General features: G+C 59.4%; 17 protein-coding genes. 9 read left to right on the forward strand and 8 right to left on the reverse strand.

Annotated elements, in window-relative coordinates; translation table 11 throughout:
* The first annotated feature begins 16 nt into the window (after positions 1 to 16).
* Both C2E19_RS00210 and C2E19_RS00215 read left to right on the forward strand, forming a co-directional pair.
* Entirely contained in the window at positions 17 to 397 is a 381-nt protein-coding gene (locus tag C2E19_RS00210; RefSeq protein WP_003229509.1) for a RidA family protein, read from the forward strand.
* 68 nt (positions 398 to 465) lie between these two features.
* Positions 466 to 1,206, forward strand: coding sequence for a hypothetical protein (locus tag C2E19_RS00215; protein ID WP_129386541.1), 741 nt, complete (start codon positions 466 to 468; stop codon positions 1,204 to 1,206).
* Between the two features lie 86 nt (positions 1,207 to 1,292).
* On the opposite strand, the gene C2E19_RS00220 is transcribed toward C2E19_RS00215, so the two are convergent.
* Positions 1,293 to 2,147, reverse strand: coding sequence for an SDR family oxidoreductase (locus C2E19_RS00220; RefSeq protein WP_129386544.1), 855 nt, complete (start codon positions 2,145 to 2,147; stop codon positions 1,293 to 1,295).
* Positions 2,148 to 2,336: 189 nt separating this feature from the next.
* Between C2E19_RS00220 and exbB the strand changes: the two genes are divergently transcribed.
* The 6 genes from exbB to C2E19_RS00250 all read left to right on the forward strand — a co-directional run bounded on the left by exbB (position 2,337) and on the right by C2E19_RS00250 (position 9,141).
* On the forward strand, positions 2,337 to 3,284 hold the full coding sequence (gene exbB / locus C2E19_RS00225; protein WP_129386547.1) for a tonB-system energizer ExbB: 948 nt from the start codon (positions 2,337 to 2,339) through the stop codon (positions 3,282 to 3,284).
* Between the two features lie 6 nt (positions 3,285 to 3,290).
* The gene (gene exbD / locus C2E19_RS00230; RefSeq protein ID WP_129386550.1) at positions 3,291 to 3,719 is read left to right on the forward strand and encodes a TonB system transport protein ExbD; all 429 of its coding nucleotides are present in this window, start codon (positions 3,291 to 3,293) and stop codon (positions 3,717 to 3,719) included.
* A complete protein-coding gene (locus tag C2E19_RS00235; RefSeq protein ID WP_129386553.1) occupies positions 3,716 to 4,465 on the forward strand; it encodes an energy transducer TonB in 750 nt (249 codons plus the stop codon). Before exbD ends, C2E19_RS00235 begins: the two co-directional genes overlap by 4 nt.
* 181 nt (positions 4,466 to 4,646) lie before the next feature.
* Positions 4,647 to 5,576, forward strand: a complete 930-nt coding sequence (locus C2E19_RS00240; protein WP_129386556.1) for a hydrogen peroxide-inducible genes activator — start codon at positions 4,647 to 4,649, stop codon at positions 5,574 to 5,576.
* 9 nt (positions 5,577 to 5,585) lie between these two features.
* Positions 5,586 to 7,661, forward strand: a complete 2,076-nt coding sequence (recG, locus tag C2E19_RS00245) for an ATP-dependent DNA helicase RecG (protein ID WP_129386559.1) — start codon at positions 5,586 to 5,588, stop codon at positions 7,659 to 7,661.
* Positions 7,662 to 7,740: 79 nt separating this feature from the next.
* Positions 7,741 to 9,141 (forward strand): aminoacyl-tRNA deacylase and HDOD domain-containing protein, encoded by a 1,401-nt coding sequence (locus C2E19_RS00250; RefSeq protein ID WP_129386562.1) that lies wholly within the window; start codon positions 7,741 to 7,743, stop codon positions 9,139 to 9,141.
* A gap of 151 nt (positions 9,142 to 9,292) precedes the next feature.
* On the opposite strand, the gene C2E19_RS00255 is transcribed toward C2E19_RS00250, so the two are convergent.
* Positions 9,293 to 9,676, reverse strand: a complete 384-nt coding sequence (locus C2E19_RS00255; protein ID WP_129386565.1) for a helicase — start codon at positions 9,674 to 9,676, stop codon at positions 9,293 to 9,295.
* A 571-nt stretch (positions 9,677 to 10,247) separates the two neighbouring features.
* On the opposite strand from C2E19_RS00255, the gene C2E19_RS00260 reads away from it, so the two are divergent.
* Positions 10,248 to 10,619 (forward strand): DUF6124 family protein, encoded by a 372-nt coding sequence (locus tag C2E19_RS00260; protein WP_129386568.1) that lies wholly within the window; start codon positions 10,248 to 10,250, stop codon positions 10,617 to 10,619.
* A gap of 112 nt (positions 10,620 to 10,731) precedes the next feature.
* On the opposite strand, the gene C2E19_RS28935 is transcribed toward C2E19_RS00260, so the two are convergent.
* The 6 genes from C2E19_RS28935 to C2E19_RS00285 all read right to left on the reverse strand — a co-directional run bounded on the left by C2E19_RS28935 (position 10,732) and on the right by C2E19_RS00285 (position 14,276).
* The gene (locus C2E19_RS28935; protein WP_164979398.1) at positions 10,732 to 10,893 is read right to left on the reverse strand and encodes a hypothetical protein; all 162 of its coding nucleotides are present in this window, start codon (positions 10,891 to 10,893) and stop codon (positions 10,732 to 10,734) included.
* A gap of 279 nt (positions 10,894 to 11,172) precedes the next feature.
* Positions 11,173 to 11,613 carry a hypothetical protein gene (locus C2E19_RS00265; protein WP_164979399.1) on the reverse strand — a complete coding sequence of 147 codons (441 nt, stop codon included), beginning with the start codon at positions 11,611 to 11,613 and terminating at the stop codon, positions 11,173 to 11,175.
* 43 nt (positions 11,614 to 11,656) lie between these two features.
* Positions 11,657 to 12,415 (reverse strand): lysozyme inhibitor LprI family protein, encoded by a 759-nt coding sequence (locus C2E19_RS00270; protein ID WP_129386574.1) that lies wholly within the window; start codon positions 12,413 to 12,415, stop codon positions 11,657 to 11,659.
* A 2-nt stretch (positions 12,416 to 12,417) separates the two neighbouring features.
* Complete coding sequence (locus C2E19_RS00275) at positions 12,418 to 13,266, reverse strand: type IV pilus biogenesis/stability protein PilW (protein ID WP_129386577.1); 849 nt, start codon at positions 13,264 to 13,266, stop codon at positions 12,418 to 12,420.
* Positions 13,253 to 13,798 carry a hypothetical protein gene (locus tag C2E19_RS00280; RefSeq protein ID WP_129386580.1) on the reverse strand — a complete coding sequence of 182 codons (546 nt, stop codon included), beginning with the start codon at positions 13,796 to 13,798 and terminating at the stop codon, positions 13,253 to 13,255. Before C2E19_RS00280 ends, C2E19_RS00275 begins: the two co-directional genes overlap by 14 nt.
* A gap of 4 nt (positions 13,799 to 13,802) precedes the next feature.
* Positions 13,803 to 14,276, reverse strand: coding sequence for a hypothetical protein (locus C2E19_RS00285; protein WP_129386584.1), 474 nt, complete (start codon positions 14,274 to 14,276; stop codon positions 13,803 to 13,805).
* Positions 14,277 to 14,510: the final 234 nt, after the last annotated feature.

Consider the following 14,510-nt stretch of genomic DNA (forward strand, 5'->3'; position numbering starts at 1 on the left):
TTACAAGGAGTCATACATGACCAAGACTGTTATCACCAGCGACAAGGCCCCGGCCGCCATCGGTACTTACTCCCAGGCGATCAAGGCTGGCAATACCGTTTACATGTCGGGTCAGATTCCTCTGGACCCAAAAACCATGGAACTGGTTGAAGGCTTCGAAGCCCAGACCGTCCAGGTGTTCGAGAACCTCAAAGCCGTGGCCGAAGCTGCCGGTGGTTCGTTCAAGGACATCGTCAAACTGAACATCTTCCTCACCGACCTGAGCCACTTCGCCAAGGTCAACGAGATCATGGGCAAATACTTCGACCAGCCGTACCCGGCTCGCGCCGCCATCGGCGTTGCTGCCCTGCCAAAGGGTTCGCAAGTTGAAATGGATGCCATCCTGGTCATCGAGTGATGCGCACGGCGCGGCCCTCAACGCCGCGCCGACTGCTCTGCAAGAAAAGGTTTTGAAAGGATTCCACCATGCGCAAAGCGCTAGCTCTCTCGCTGCTCGCCATTTTCCTCGGCGGCTGCGCCAGCAACCCTGCCGACCGTGACATCAGCGGCACCTGGATCAATCAGGTGGCGATCGATGCCGCTGCCAAGGGCGGCCCCCTGCGCGAAGCGCTTCAGGCCTACGGCCCGAATCTGGAATGGGACGTCAACACCAAAGCCAGTCAGGCTCGCTACACCAACGGTTTTGAGAACGTCGAAGGACGGCTGCTGGGTGAAAAATCCGGCGCCTGGAAAGTCGACTTCTATGGCAGCTCCGCCAGCGAGCTGAAACGCGACGGCGGGCAACTGCAGCAAGCCGCCAGCGAGAACGAACCGGAACAGTTGTTTGACCGTGCGCAAATCCCGGTACCGGAAGGCGCGCCGATCGGTGCCAGTTTCGAACGTGCGCTGTATTCGGCCTACCTGGGCGGTAGCTGGACAATCGCCAGTGGTCAGGGCGAAGGCAGCACCGTGCAGTTCCAGGCGGATGGCCAGGTCAGCGGTTTGCCGGGGGCGGATCGTTATGCCCTGTGCCTGGCGGGCGATTGCGCGTCGATGAGCAGCACCAACGACAACATGTGGTTGCAGTTCAACGGTCAGGGCAACGCCTACATCTTTGCGCGCAAGGGCAAGGAACTGGAGATTTTCCAGGCAGTGAACACCGCACTGGCGGATGAAATGCCGCAGTACACGCCGGGTGAGCGCAAGTGGTTGCTGGAAAAACAGTAAACCGCTGAAAAGATCGCAGCCTTCGGCAGCTCCTACAGTGGCATGCGTTTCCTGTAGGAGCTGCCGGAGGCTGCGATCTTTTGCTTTTAACGACCTTCAAGAATCGCGGCGTAGCCTTCGCGATAGGTTGGGTACTTCGGCGTCCAACCCAACGCCTTCGCCCGGGCATTGCTGCAACGCTTGCTGCCCGTGCGCCGCACACTGGCGTCATCGGCCCATTCGGTAACGCCCAGATACCCACGCAACCAGCCCACCACTTCGGCCAACGGCGCCGGCGCATCGTCGACACCGATATAGAACGGCTCCAGCCTCACCCCCTGCCGATCCTTCTCCAACAGAAACGCCAACAGCCCGGCCGCGTCATTGGCATGAATCCGGTTGCCATAGAGCGGCGGATCAACTTCCACGCGATAACCGCGACGCACCTGAGTCAGCAGCCATTCGCGGCCCGGGCCGTAAATACCGGTCAGGCGCAGGATGCTCGCCGGGATCCCGCTATTGAGGGCAACTTGCTCCGCTTCGAGCATCAGCCGCCCGGAATAACCGGCGGCAACCGTTGCCGATGTCTCGTCAACCCACTCACCACCCTGCTGCCCGTACACACTGCTGCTGGAAACGAAGATCAGCCGTTCAGGTGTTTGCCCGTAGTCATCCAGCCAGCTCAGCACATTCTGCAGACCCTGCACATAAGCCGCGCGGTAACCGGCTTCATCGTGATCAGTCGCTGCTGCGCAATACACCAGGTAATCCACCGCCCCCACCGGCCAGGTCGCCGGGCAGTCTTCGTTGAACAGGTCGCCGGCAACGCCGATGACACCGTCAGGCAGCTTGGAAATGTCCCGGCGCAGGCCATGAACTTCCCAGCCGGCCGCCAGCAATTGCGTGGCCAGACGACTGCCGACATCACCACAACCGGCAATCAAAACAGAAGGCGCGGACATCAAAAAACTCCCATCGCAAAGGCATAGACTAGCGCCGACAAAGGACGAGCGGCTAGCAATGCAGGAAAAAAAGATACTCTATTACTTTTGTTAACAAGAATTACTTGCAATAATGCAGGCCACTTTTGTTCTCGGCCTCACGAGGCCTGGAAGAGCACTAAACGTTTTTCTATCTCAGGTCCGGCCAGCATGACACGTAATCAATTCCCCGCTTCGCCAACCAAACGACCTCGCGCCTGGAGCGCGGTGGCGGCTCTGTTGCTCAGCCTGATGCTGGCACCGACTGCCGCTTTTGCCGACGCTCAGGCGCCAGCCGCACCGGCCGCGACCGAACAGCACGCGCCTGCTGCTGACGCGCCTGCCGCCACCGATCCGGTGCAAGCCGTCGACGCTGCCGATGTGCCTGAAGTCCTCGAAGCCGACAACAGCCTGGGCATGGCCCACGACCTGTCGCCATGGGGCATGTACCAGAACGCCGACATCATCGTGAAGATCGTGATGATCGGTCTGGCCATCGCGTCGATCATCACCTGGACCATCTGGATCGCCAAAGGCTTCGAGCTGATCGGCGCCAAGCGTCGTCTGCGTGGTGAAATCGCTGCGCTGAAAAAAGCTACCACCCTTAAAGAAGCCAGCGCCACCGCAGGCAAGGAAGGCACCCTCGCCAACCTGCTGGTACATGACGCGCTCGAAGAGATGCGCCTGTCGGTCAACAGCCGCGAGAAAGAAGGCATCAAGGAACGCGTCAGCTTCCGTCTCGAGCGCCTGGTTGCAGCCTGTGGCCGCAACATGAGCAGCGGCACCGGCGTGCTCGCGACCATCGGTTCCACCGCGCCGTTCGTCGGTCTGTTCGGTACCGTTTGGGGCATCATGAACTCCTTCATCGGCATCGCCAAAACCCAGACCACCAACCTTGCCGTTGTCGCGCCAGGTATTGCTGAAGCACTGCTGGCCACCGCACTGGGTCTGGTTGCAGCGATTCCAGCCGTGGTGATCTACAACGTGTTCGCCCGCTCCATCGCCGGTTACAAGGCGCAGGTTTCCGATGCTTCGGCAGAAGTCCTGCTGCTGGTCAGCCGCGACCTCGACCACCAGCCTGAGCGCAGCTCGCAGCCGCACATGGTCAAAGTGGGGTAATCGGCCATGGGCCTGCATTTGAAAGAAGGCGCAGACGACGATCTGGCCGAGAACCACGAAATCAACGTCACGCCGTTCATCGACGTGATGCTGGTGCTGTTGATCATCTTCATGGTGGCTGCTCCGTTGGCCACCGTGGATATCAAAGTCGACCTGCCCGCCTCGACCGCCAAACCGGCGCCGCGGCCGGAGAAACCGGTGTTCCTCAGCGTCAAGGCTGATCAACGCCTGTTCATTGGCGAAGACGAAGTGACGCCAGAAACCCTCGGCGCCTTCCTCGACGCCAAGACTCACGGCAAGAAAGACACCACGATCTTCTTCCAGGCCGACAAAGGCGTGGATTACGGCGACCTGATGAGCGTGATGGACAAGCTGCGCGGCGCCGGTTACCTGAAGGTCGGCCTGGTCGGACTTGAGACGGCAGCCAAGAAATGATCAAGACGCGCCATAAGCTGACGCGTTACGGCGGTAGCCTGGCCGTGGTGCTGGGCGTTCACGCGCTGGCCATCGCGCTGGCGCTGAACTGGACCGCCCGCCCGCCCATCGAATTGCCACCGCAGGCAATGATGGTCGAGCTGGCACCGGTTCCGGCCCCGCCACCGCCTGCTCCGCCGAAAGTCGTCACCCCGCCGCAGCCGCCGGCTCCGGTCGAAGAGTTGCCGATTCCGAAACTGGCCGAAGCACCCAAGGCAGAAATTGCCGTGCCGAAGCCAAAACCGAAGCCGAAGCCAAAACCTCAACCGCCAAAACCGGTCGAGAAGCCGCAACCGGTGAAGGAGAAACCTTCCGAGGAAAAACCGGCTGAAACCCAACAGGCTCAGGCACCTTCGGAGAAATCCGCGCAACCTGCACCGGGCCCGTCGCCGGCACAGGTAGCGGCCAAAGCCAGTTGGCAAGGCACCCTGCTCGCGCATTTGGCGAAGTACAAAAAGTACCCGCAAAGTGCACAGATGCGTGGCAAAGAAGGCTTGAACCGCTTGCGTTTCGTAGTTGATGCCGAAGGTAACGTGTTGTCGTTCGAACTGGTGGGCCGCTCCGGCAACGCCGATCTGGACCGGGCCACCCTGGAAATGATCCGCCGCGCCCAACCGCTGCCCAAGCCACCGGCCGACATGTTGACCAATGGCTCGATCGAAATTGTTGCGCCGTTTGTTTACTCCCTCGAGAAACGCCGCCGTTAAATAGCAAGATCAAAAGATCGCAGCCTTCGGCAGCCTACAAAGGATCGCATTCCAATGTAGGAGCTGCCGCAGGCTGCGATCTTTTGCTTTTTGCCTTGGTCGCATTCCACACTCAGTCTGATAACGTGCGTCTATCGATTGCAGCCGGTATGCTTGGCCCGCATCTTCATGGACGCTTGCTATGACCCTCACAGAATTACGCTACATCGTTACCCTCGCCCAAGAGCAGCATTTCGGCCACGCCGCCGAACGTTGCCACGTCAGCCAGCCGACCCTGTCGGTGGGCGTGAAAAAGCTTGAAGACGAACTCGGTGTGCTGATTTTCGAGCGCAGCAAAAGCGCCGTGCGCCTGACCCCGGTCGGCGAAGGCATCGTCGCCCAGGCGCAGAAAGTCCTCGAGCAGGCTCAAGGCATCCGCGAACTGGCCCAGGCCGGCAAGAACCAGCTGACCGCACCGCTGAAAGTCGGCGCGATCTACACCGTCGGCCCATACCTGTTCCCGCACCTGATTCCACAACTGCACCGGGTCGCCCCGCAGATGCCGTTGTACATCGAAGAAAACTTCACCCACGTGCTGCGCGACAAACTGCGCAACGGCGAACTCGACGCGATCATCATCGCCCTGCCGTTCAACGAAGCTGACGTGCTGACCCTGCCGCTCTACGACGAGCCGTTCTACGTCTTGATGCCGGCCCAGCACCCGTGGACGCAAAAAGAAACCATCGACGCCGGCCTGCTCAACGACAAGAGCCTGCTGCTGCTCGGCGAAGGCCACTGCTTCCGCGACCAGGTTCTCGAAGCCTGCCCGACCCTGACCAAGGGCCACGACGCCGCCAAGCACACCACGGTCGAATCCAGCTCGCTGGAAACCATCCGCCACATGGTCGCCTCCGGTCTGGGCATCTCGATCCTGCCGTTGTCGGCCGTCGACAGCCATCACTACGCCCCCGGCGTGATCGAAGTGCGTCCGCTGTCGCCGCCGGTGCCATTCCGCACCGTGGCCATCGCCTGGCGCGCAAGCTTCCCACGGCCGAAAGCCATTGAGATCCTCGCCGACTCCATTCGCCTGTGTTCGGTGGCCAAGCCAGCGGCACCGGTTACAGCCGGTTAAGCGAGCGTCATGACTGAGCTGTCGCAAGTGTCGGTGACGGCACTCAAGGGTGTCGGCGAAGCCATGGCCGAGAAATTGGCCAAGGTCGGTCTGGAGAATCTTCAGGACGTGCTGTTCCACCTGCCGCTGCGCTATCAGGATCGCACCCGCGTGGTGCCGATCGGCCACTTGCGACCGGGACAGGACGCCGTGGTCGAAGGCACCGTCAGCGGCGCCGACGTGGTCATGGGCCGCCGCCGCAGCCTCGTCGTGCGCTTGCAGGACGGCACCGGTGGTCTGAGCCTGCGCTTCTATCATTTCAGCAACGCGCAGAAAGAAGGCCTCAAGCGCGGCACGCGGGTGCGCTGCTACGGCGAAGCCCGGCCCGGCGCGTCTGGCCTGGAAATCTACCACCCGGAATATCGCGCCATCACTGGCGACGAACCGCCGCCGGTCGATGAAACCCTGACCCCGGTCTACCCGCTCACCGAAGGCCTGACCCAGGCGCGTCTGCGTCAGTTGTGTCTGCAGACGCTGACAATGCTCAAGCCAGACACCCTGCCCGACTGGCTGCCGACCGAACTGGCGCGCGACTATCAACTGGCGCCGCTGGCCGACGCGATCCGTTACCTGCACAACCCGCCTGCCGATGCCGACGTCGACGAACTCGCCCTCGGTCATCACTGGGCGCAGCATCGTCTGGCCTTCGAAGAACTGTTGACCCATCAACTCTCACAGCAACGCCTGCGCGAAAGCATGCGTTCGCTGCGCGCGCCGGCCATGCCGAAAGCGAAAAAGCTGCCGCCGAAATACCTCGCCAACCTCGGTTTCAGTCCGACCGGCGCGCAACAGCGGGTCGGCAACGAGATCGCCTACGACCTCAGTCAGCATGAACCGATGCTGCGGCTGATTCAGGGCGACGTCGGCGCCGGCAAAACAGTGGTCGCGGCTCTCGCTGCACTGCAAGCGCTGGAGGCCGGTTATCAGGTCGCACTGATGGCACCGACCGAGATCCTCGCCGAGCAGCACTTCATCACCTTCAAGCGCTGGCTCGAACCGCTGGGCATCGAAGTCGCCTGGCTGGCCGGCAAGCTCAAGGGCAAAAACCGCGTCGCCGCACTGGAGCAGATCGCCAGCGGCACACCGATGGTGGTCGGCACCCACGCGCTGTTCCAGGACGAAGTGCAGTTCAAGAATCTGGCGCTGGTGATCATCGACGAACAACACCGCTTCGGCGTGCAACAGCGTCTGGCACTGCGGCAGAAAGGCGTCGGCGGGCGCATGTGCCCGCATCAACTGATCATGACCGCCACACCGATTCCACGGACGCTGGCGATGAGCGCCTACGCCGACCTCGACACCTCGATCCTCGACGAACTGCCACCCGGACGCACCCCGGTCAACACCGTGCTGGTCACCGACACCCGCCGCGTCGAAGTCATCGAGCGCGTGCGCGGTGCCTGCGCCGAGGGCCGTCAGGCCTATTGGGTGTGCACGCTGATTGAAGAGTCGGAAGAGCTGACCTGTCAGGCAGCCGAAACCACCTTCGAAGACCTCACCCTCGCCCTCGGCGAATTGAAAGTCGGACTGATTCACGGGCGCATGAAGCCCGTCGAGAAGGCGGCCGTCATGGCCGAATTCAAGGCCGGCAACCTGCAACTGCTGGTCGCCACCACGGTGATCGAAGTCGGCGTCGACGTGCCCAACGCCAGCCTGATGATCATCGAAAACCCAGAGCGCCTAGGCCTCGCGCAACTGCACCAGTTGCGTGGTCGGGTCGGCCGGGGCAGCGCCGCCAGCCATTGCGTGCTGCTTTATCATCCGCCGCTGTCGCAGATCGGTCGCCAGCGCCTGGGCATCATGCGCGAGACCAACGACGGTTTCGTCATCGCCGAAAAAGACCTCGAACTGCGCGGCCCCGGGGAAATGCTCGGCACCCGCCAGACCGGCCTGCTGCAATTCAAAGTCGCCGACCTGATGCGCGACGCCGACTTGTTACCCGCCGTGCGTGATGCCGCGCAAGCCCTGCTGGAGCGCTGGCCAACCCACGTCAGCCCGTTACTCGATCGCTGGTTGCGCCACGGGCAGCAATACGGCCAAGTGTGAGCACCGTCGCAGTTTCTGACAGATCGTTCCGACCAAGCTGGTTATACTCCTGCCATTGTTTCAAAAACGGATACAGATCATGACCGAAGCCGCTCTCGCCCCCGAATCCCCGCACGCGCCGTCTGTCATTCGGCTGCTGCTAGGCAAACTCGGGATCGCCTACGAAGAAGTGCTCGACCACCACGGCCTCAATGCCTCGCGCAAGGTACAAGCCGTGTTGCTGGACGACGCCGTCGGCGCGCTGATGGTGCTGTTTCCGCAGAGCCAATTGCTCGACCTCAATCGCCTCGCCGAACTGACGGGCCGGCGCCTGACCGCCGTGTCGACCGAACGCCTGGAAAAGATGCTCGGCAAACACAGCCTGAGCCTGCTGCCGGGCCTGCCGGCGCTGACCAGTTCGCCGTGCCTGTATGAAGAAAGCCTGCTGCGCGAACCGAAGTTGCTGATCAACTCCGGCGAGCCGGGCCTGCTGCTGGAAATCGCCAGCGAAGACTTCAAGACCATGCTGACCAAGGCCAGCGCCGCCAACTTCGGCGAAGCCCTGAACAGCATCCGCCCGAACCTCGACCGCCCGGACGATGACCGCGAGGAAATCACCCAGGCCGTGCAAGCGTTCACCGCGCGGCGCATTCAGCAGCGTCTGGAAGCGACTATCGAGATTCCGCCGCTGGCTGAAACCGCGCAAAAAATCATCAAGCTGCGCGTCGACCCCAACGCCACCATCGACGACATCACCGGCGTGGTCGAAACCGACCCGGCGCTGGCTGCCCAAGTAGTGAGCTGGGCGGCGTCGCCGTACTACGCTTCGCCGGGCAAGATTCGTTCGGTGGAAGACGCGATCGTCCGCGTGCTCGGTTTCGATCTGGTGATCAACCTCGCGCTCGGCCTGGCCCTCGGCAAGACCCTGAGCCTGCCGAAAGACCACCCGCAACACACCACGCCGTACTGGCAGCAGTCGATCTACACCGCCGCCGTCATCGAAGGCCTGACCCGCGCCATGCCGCGCGCCCAGCGCCCGGAAGCCGGCCTGACGTACTTGGCCGGTCTGCTGCACAACTTCGGTTATCTGCTGCTGGCCCATGTGTTCCCACCGCACTTCTCGCTGATCTGCCGCCACCTGGAGGTCAACCCGCACCTGTGCCACAGCTACATCGAGCAACACCTGCTGGGTATCAGCCGCGAACAGATCGGCTCGTGGCTGATGCGCTACTGGGACATGCCCGATGAGCTGGCCACCGCCCTGCGCTTCCAGCACGACCCAAGCTACGACGGCGCCTACGCCGAATACCCGAACCTCGTCTGCCTGGCCGTACGCCTGCTGCGCAGTCGCGGCATCGGCTCCGGCCCCGACGAAGACATCCCCGACGCCCTGCTCGAACGCGTCGGCCTGACCCGCGACAAAGCCAACGACGTCGTCAGCAAAGTCCTCGAAGCCGAAGTGCTGCTGCGCGAACTGGCCTCGCAGTTCAGCCAGGCCTAAAACAAAACAGGCCCGCTCCCCAGGGATCACCAAAATCCCTGTGGGAGCGAGCCTGCTCGCGAAGAATCCAACTCGGTCTACCAGACCGCCGCTGATCGTTCCCACGCTCCGCGTGGGAATGCATCCCGTGACGCTCCGCGTCACCAAAGGCTCAAACCTTAGGCTTAGCCTTCCTCGGCACCAAATACTTCATCAACCCCTGAAACCACATCACCAGTGCCGGATTGCCCTTGAGCTGGATCGACTTGTCCTGAATCCCCTGCATAAACGCCAACTGCTTGTTCTTCGCCTGCATCGTCGCAAAGCCATAACCGGCATCTTTGAACGCAATCGCAAACGCCGGCTCCGCCACCACCCCAGACTTGCTGGTGATGCGCTGATCCTTGACCACGAAATGCCGCGCCACTTTCCCATCCAGCGTCTGCAACTGAAACACCAGATCCTTGTCACCCAACTGCTGCTGGAACGCAGGATTTGTCCGGCTGGCCTTACCCATCAACAAACCCATCATCCACAGAAGAAAACGAAATTTCATGCGCACAGCCTCAAAAGGAAAATGAACGGCCGGGGCAGTGTAAGGGATTCGGACGATAACGCCAGTATCTGACTCTATTAGAAGAGGATGCAGCCAATTTCCCGCACGATGACCACCAAGTCACGATTCAGCGCTCGCCTACTGATCGCTCCCCCGCTCCGCGTGGGAATGCATCCCGAGACCCTCCGCGTCTCCTTCCTACACCTGTTGAAACACATCCCTGTAGGAGCTGGCGAAGCCTGCGATCTTTTGATCTTAAACCCTGCAACCCAATGGGAAATTTCCTGCAAAGCGCCGGGATATCCATGAACTAGGCAGGTTGGCAGATCGCCGATAGCCTCTGTGTGTCGCCGCAAAATCGGTGACTCGGACGTGCAAGTCCAGACTCGTCATACATTCAGTTATGGCTATTCGCCGAGTGTTTTCCTATGCTCGCGAATTGTTATGGCGGCTGTGTATGGGAGGCCTTCGGGTCTGCCGGTTACCGAGTCCGGTCTTGCACACCTATACACAGCTGCCACCTTTTTGAAGCAAGCGAAACGGTGTTGGCTCCATAACTCGGAAATTACCCATGATCAAACCAACACCCAATCCCCCCGAAACCCCAGACATATCGCCCTACGAATCCCTGGAATCAAAGAAATTCCACGAAGCCGCCGAGCGCGCCCTCGACCACCACTTCAAACCGCCCATCGAACCACACCCCAAACGCGAAACCGGCCTCTTCAGCCTCTCCCCCGGCACCGACGCCGAAGCCCTCATGGCCAACGCCTCCGAAGACCTCCTGTCCATCAGCGTCATCGCCTGCGACCTCGCCGACGACCTCCATGGCTCCCGCCGCTCGGTGGCACTGGCCCTGAGCAGAATGGCGGACGGGGTGAGATTGATGGTGGAAGGCACGCTCGACCACATCGAAGTGCGGAGCGTGGCGGCTAAGCCGTAGCGGGATTTTTGGATGAAAAAAGGGGACGTTAAGTCCCCTTTCTGCAACTGCCTGTAAAAACCAGACGAAAAAAGCTGCCAATCACGGCAGCTTTTTTGAGAATTCGAGACCGTCAGCCGGCCAGTCGACCGACTGGCTCAAAATCAGAACCTTTGGCCAACGCAACATCCAGAAAACGGCTGCGCTTACCGGAACGCTTAGCCAAAACTTCACGAGCTTCAGCCTTGAACCGAGCAGCCATCATAGGCTTGGGTTCATGTTTGGACTTTTTCATGGAAACCTCTCGGGTCTCGAAATTTGACTGGTTTGCCCTGTCTGCCGGCGCCACCCGCCCCCTTGATTCTTGGACATAGATAATCAATGGCAATTTTGAAGGTCGAGAGAGTAGCGATATTTGAAAGCTCTTGAATAGCCGCCGGAAACACTCCGACATTGATTATCTGATCGAAGCAAACCGCAGGCTCTATCCCTGTCGCAGACTCATCACGCATCGGCGAGACGGGATTGACACCAATAAAGGAACGTTAAGTCCCCTTCCTGAATATTCTCTGCCTCACCATTGGCAACCTGTTTCAGGTTTCGAATCCACGTTGTAATCGTTTTCAAACGAATACTTCTTTGCGGATTTGTAATTCGTATACGACATCGCATCAACCCGGCCACCCTGAGTGACCATCTGATACTCACCTGTCAGTGCGCCATCAACTACTTCAACCCAAGTTGTTGTGTACTGGTAGGGCCGGCCATACACAAGTTCTTCTTGTTCAGTACTGCGATGAACCAGCCCAATAGCCTTTTTTGACTTGCTGTATTTGACGCCAGCACCGCTCCATTTGGCGACAGAGTCGTAATAGGTTCTGAATTCAAAATTTATGGGTTTGCCTTCGTGGGAGCGGAAGCAAAAAACCTCGGTCGTGACCTCGCTATGAGCCGCCAGAGGAACGAAAACGAGCAACGCAGAAAATAATGCAGACGAAAATTTCAAACCGAACATTCCTTTAGCGGTTTCAGGGGTATCAGCACATTACTCTGGCCTGTTATGCCCCAGGCTCAAGCGCGCCGCACTTCAGCTCTTTGATTTGCTCACTCTGAATCGGAACCACACAGGCAAGGCGCTTCTCTCCGAGCCCACGAAGCTCCGTCAAACTGAGCGTCACGTGCAATCCATCATCGGCAAACGCATGATCCTCAAACCCGGCATCGGCATAGTCCGTCCAAAATGCCTTGCCCTCGAAACTACAGAACCGCTTGGAGGACAGCACTCTCCAACCGCCGTTGGGCGCCAGTATCTGGACCGTCAGGCATGGGCTGCCAAAAGTGCTGACATAACGTGCCACGACATCGCCGAAGCGCTGGGAGCCGGACAGGTACACCTTGTTGAGATCAACCACATTACCCGGCTCATCAGCGACGATTGTGTCCAGGTAAGCCGCACGCTCCAGACTCAGTCTGGCCACGCAGTTGTTGATCGTCGTGACATGCGCTGCCACCCCTGGCTCGATTTCCGTGGCTTCAAGCGGGCACGTGGTGTCGCGTAGCTTGATCCAGGCGCGCTGGGATTCTCTGGCCATGGCGACCAGCGCCTTACCCTGCTCAGGGGCGCGCCGCTGTTGAGCCTCAAACCGTCCCAACAGTTTCTTGTAACTGGCATTGAGTTGCGTGTCGGCTTCCTTGCGGGCCGCCTCCACACACCGATCGACCTGGGCGCTCACGGTGATTTCTTTGCAGTCGTCCTCGGCCATCGCGCAGGAGGCAAACAGGCATCCAAAGGACAACGCGATAAAACGCACAAACATGTTCAATTTTTCATTCCCTGAATGGCTGATCGCTCAACTACGCGTTGAGGTATTTTCTGCGCCTTGCCGTCGGCGCTCATCGCGTCGCGGTATTGGCTGTAATAGCGCTGCGCTTCGCCTTTCCGATCAAGGCGCCAGAGCGAGTCGGCTATGTTCAACATCAGTACCGTGCGCTTACCAACGGACTCAACGCCGCGATAAAATTTCAGCGCCAGTTCATCTCTACCGCCCTCGGCCAGATAAGAGCCGAGATCGTTGTAGACCCGAACATTTTGCGCCGGGGGATGGCACGCCATGTAGGACTCTGGACTTAGAAAGTTCAGGCTCGATTCGATGGACTCTGCGCGGGACTGTGCCGGCTCGATACTTGAGGCATATTTCAGCAAGTCCTTTGGTGACGTCGTCTCTAGGGTGGGAGTGAGCACATCGCCGTCTTCGGAAACCCATTGATTGCCCTTCCACTGACCGACACAAAAAGTCGCCCAACGATCAGCCAACACGCAACCCGTCTCCATGGAGATCACAACGCAATGCTGTTGCGATTCAAGTTTTTCTTCGCCATTTTCGAGCGACAACATGCCGAAGATCACTGGGTCGAGTAACAAGGTTTTCTTGTCAGGACTGAGCCAGTCCGGGTGTTCATCGGCGCCAACATCGGCACTGAAGAGCGGGAAGGTTTTGCCGTTGGCGGTGAACCATGCGGCCGCCGAATCCACACCGGGCATCGTCCATTTTGTCGCTCTAAGCGTCACGGTGTGCCCATCGATACCGACTATTGGCGGGTCCTTGGCAAGGGCACTTGTGACGGTAAGAAGGCAGCTGATCATCAACACCCACTTAAGGCTGGCCATAGACGATCCTTTTCACCGCTGGGCTTTCCGATTGCAGCTGTTGCTTCGAAACGCCATAGGCCTTGATCAACTTTTCCCGAGATCCCTTCGAGCCAAAAGAGCGTTGGTTATTATCGAAGCTGTATTGCTCCAATCGCCCTGCTGTCGAGTAATAGCCGTGCCACTCCGCGCAGGCACCGCAACCGCCATATCCGCCTATCGAAACAAGACTGCCCTTGGGGCCGTCCACGCAATCCATCGCCACAACAACATTGCTCAACATTTTCGTCTTCGCACCGTCGGAAGTGAGCTGTGAAACTTTGCTGATATCGCGTCGAAGCACTTTGCCGCCGATTTTGATGGTCTGGTCGGAGCAGACCGGGATGACGTAGGTTTGCGCACCATCCACCGTCACCGATCGGCAGGACGACACCAACACCACTTCAACACCGCCGCACTGCATGACATCGCGTTGGGTAAAGGCGTCCGAAGGCGCGGCGAAAACCGGAAGTGAGAGCAAAAGCGAAAGACTGCCCGCGAGAAGCCGATTCATCCACTCACTCCTCATCCATCGACGACGATTCCACGTCGGTCATGCTCAGCAGCCGGAATTCGTTGTTCACAAATTCGTAGTAACGGCTCCGGTTACCACTTTTCAACGCATTCCCCTGCTCATCTTCTTCGCCGTCGAGCGTGATGCCGGACACAATGATCAAGCGGCTGTCGGGCTGGTAGACCATGCCGAAGGTGCTGCCGTCATAAGCATTCGGCAGGCCACCAACCACTTCACCGGTCTGGGCGTCCAGCACTTCGCCGCAAATGGCGCTGCCGCCACAGCCGAGCCTGTGCAGGATGTAATGGCCGGCGAAGTTGACCTTGCCTTGCAGAGCCTTTGCTCGTGCGCTGTCTATCACCGGGTTGGTATTTTCCTGCGGATCTAGTTGCTGGTTAGGGCCAATAAATACTGGCGTGACGCCGAAATCCTTGAAGACTGGTTCAGAAGCGAACGCCACAGAGGTTGCAGACATCATGAGACTACCCGCTGATATCAACAGCCAACTCACACATAACAATCGCTTCACGTCAGATCCCTTGAATTCATCAATTCCAACTCACCATTCCAATACATCTCCTCCCTCCACACCCCACGCAGGATCAACCTACGGCATGAGTCCCCATCTGCAAGAATAAGTCCGTTCCCTTTTTGGGAAGCTTCAAAGCACAAACGCAAAAAACGGCTCATACAGAGCCGTTTTTTTTCACGT

It is taken from the genome of Pseudomonas sp. DTU12.3 (assembly GCF_004124275.1).
GTDB lineage: Bacteria > Pseudomonadota > Gammaproteobacteria > Pseudomonadales > Pseudomonadaceae > Aquipseudomonas > Aquipseudomonas helmanticensis.

Coding starts and splice junctions, on each gene's coding strand:
- C2E19_RS00210 (WP_003229509.1), top strand. CDS start 17: ATGACCAAGACTGTTATCACCAGCGACAAGGCCCCGGCCGCCATCGGT.
- C2E19_RS00260 (WP_129386568.1), top strand. CDS start 10,248: ATGATCAAACCAACACCCAATCCCCCCGAAACCCCAGACATATCGCCC.
- exbD (WP_129386550.1), top strand. CDS start 3,291: ATGGGCCTGCATTTGAAAGAAGGCGCAGACGACGATCTGGCCGAGAAC.
- C2E19_RS00285 (WP_129386584.1), bottom strand. CDS start 14,276: ATGATGTCTGCAACCTCTGTGGCGTTCGCTTCTGAACCAGTCTTCAAG.
- C2E19_RS00280 (WP_129386580.1), bottom strand. CDS start 13,798: ATGAATCGGCTTCTCGCGGGCAGTCTTTCGCTTTTGCTCTCACTTCCG.
- C2E19_RS00220 (WP_129386544.1), bottom strand. CDS start 2,147: ATGTCCGCGCCTTCTGTTTTGATTGCCGGTTGTGGTGATGTCGGCAGT.
- C2E19_RS00240 (WP_129386556.1), top strand. CDS start 4,647: ATGACCCTCACAGAATTACGCTACATCGTTACCCTCGCCCAAGAGCAG.
- C2E19_RS00270 (WP_129386574.1), bottom strand. CDS start 12,415: ATGTTTGTGCGTTTTATCGCGTTGTCCTTTGGATGCCTGTTTGCCTCC.
- C2E19_RS00275 (WP_129386577.1), bottom strand. CDS start 13,266: ATGGCCAGCCTTAAGTGGGTGTTGATGATCAGCTGCCTTCTTACCGTC.
- recG (WP_129386559.1), top strand. CDS start 5,586: ATGACTGAGCTGTCGCAAGTGTCGGTGACGGCACTCAAGGGTGTCGGC.
- C2E19_RS00235 (WP_129386553.1), top strand. CDS start 3,716: ATGATCAAGACGCGCCATAAGCTGACGCGTTACGGCGGTAGCCTGGCC.
- C2E19_RS00215 (WP_129386541.1), top strand. CDS start 466: ATGCGCAAAGCGCTAGCTCTCTCGCTGCTCGCCATTTTCCTCGGCGGC.
- C2E19_RS28935 (WP_164979398.1), bottom strand. CDS start 10,893: ATGAAAAAGTCCAAACATGAACCCAAGCCTATGATGGCTGCTCGGTTC.
- C2E19_RS00255 (WP_129386565.1), bottom strand. CDS start 9,676: ATGAAATTTCGTTTTCTTCTGTGGATGATGGGTTTGTTGATGGGTAAG.
- C2E19_RS00265 (WP_164979399.1), bottom strand. CDS start 11,613: ATGTTCGGTTTGAAATTTTCGTCTGCATTATTTTCTGCGTTGCTCGTT.
- exbB (WP_129386547.1), top strand. CDS start 2,337: ATGACACGTAATCAATTCCCCGCTTCGCCAACCAAACGACCTCGCGCC.
- C2E19_RS00250 (WP_129386562.1), top strand. CDS start 7,741: ATGACCGAAGCCGCTCTCGCCCCCGAATCCCCGCACGCGCCGTCTGTC.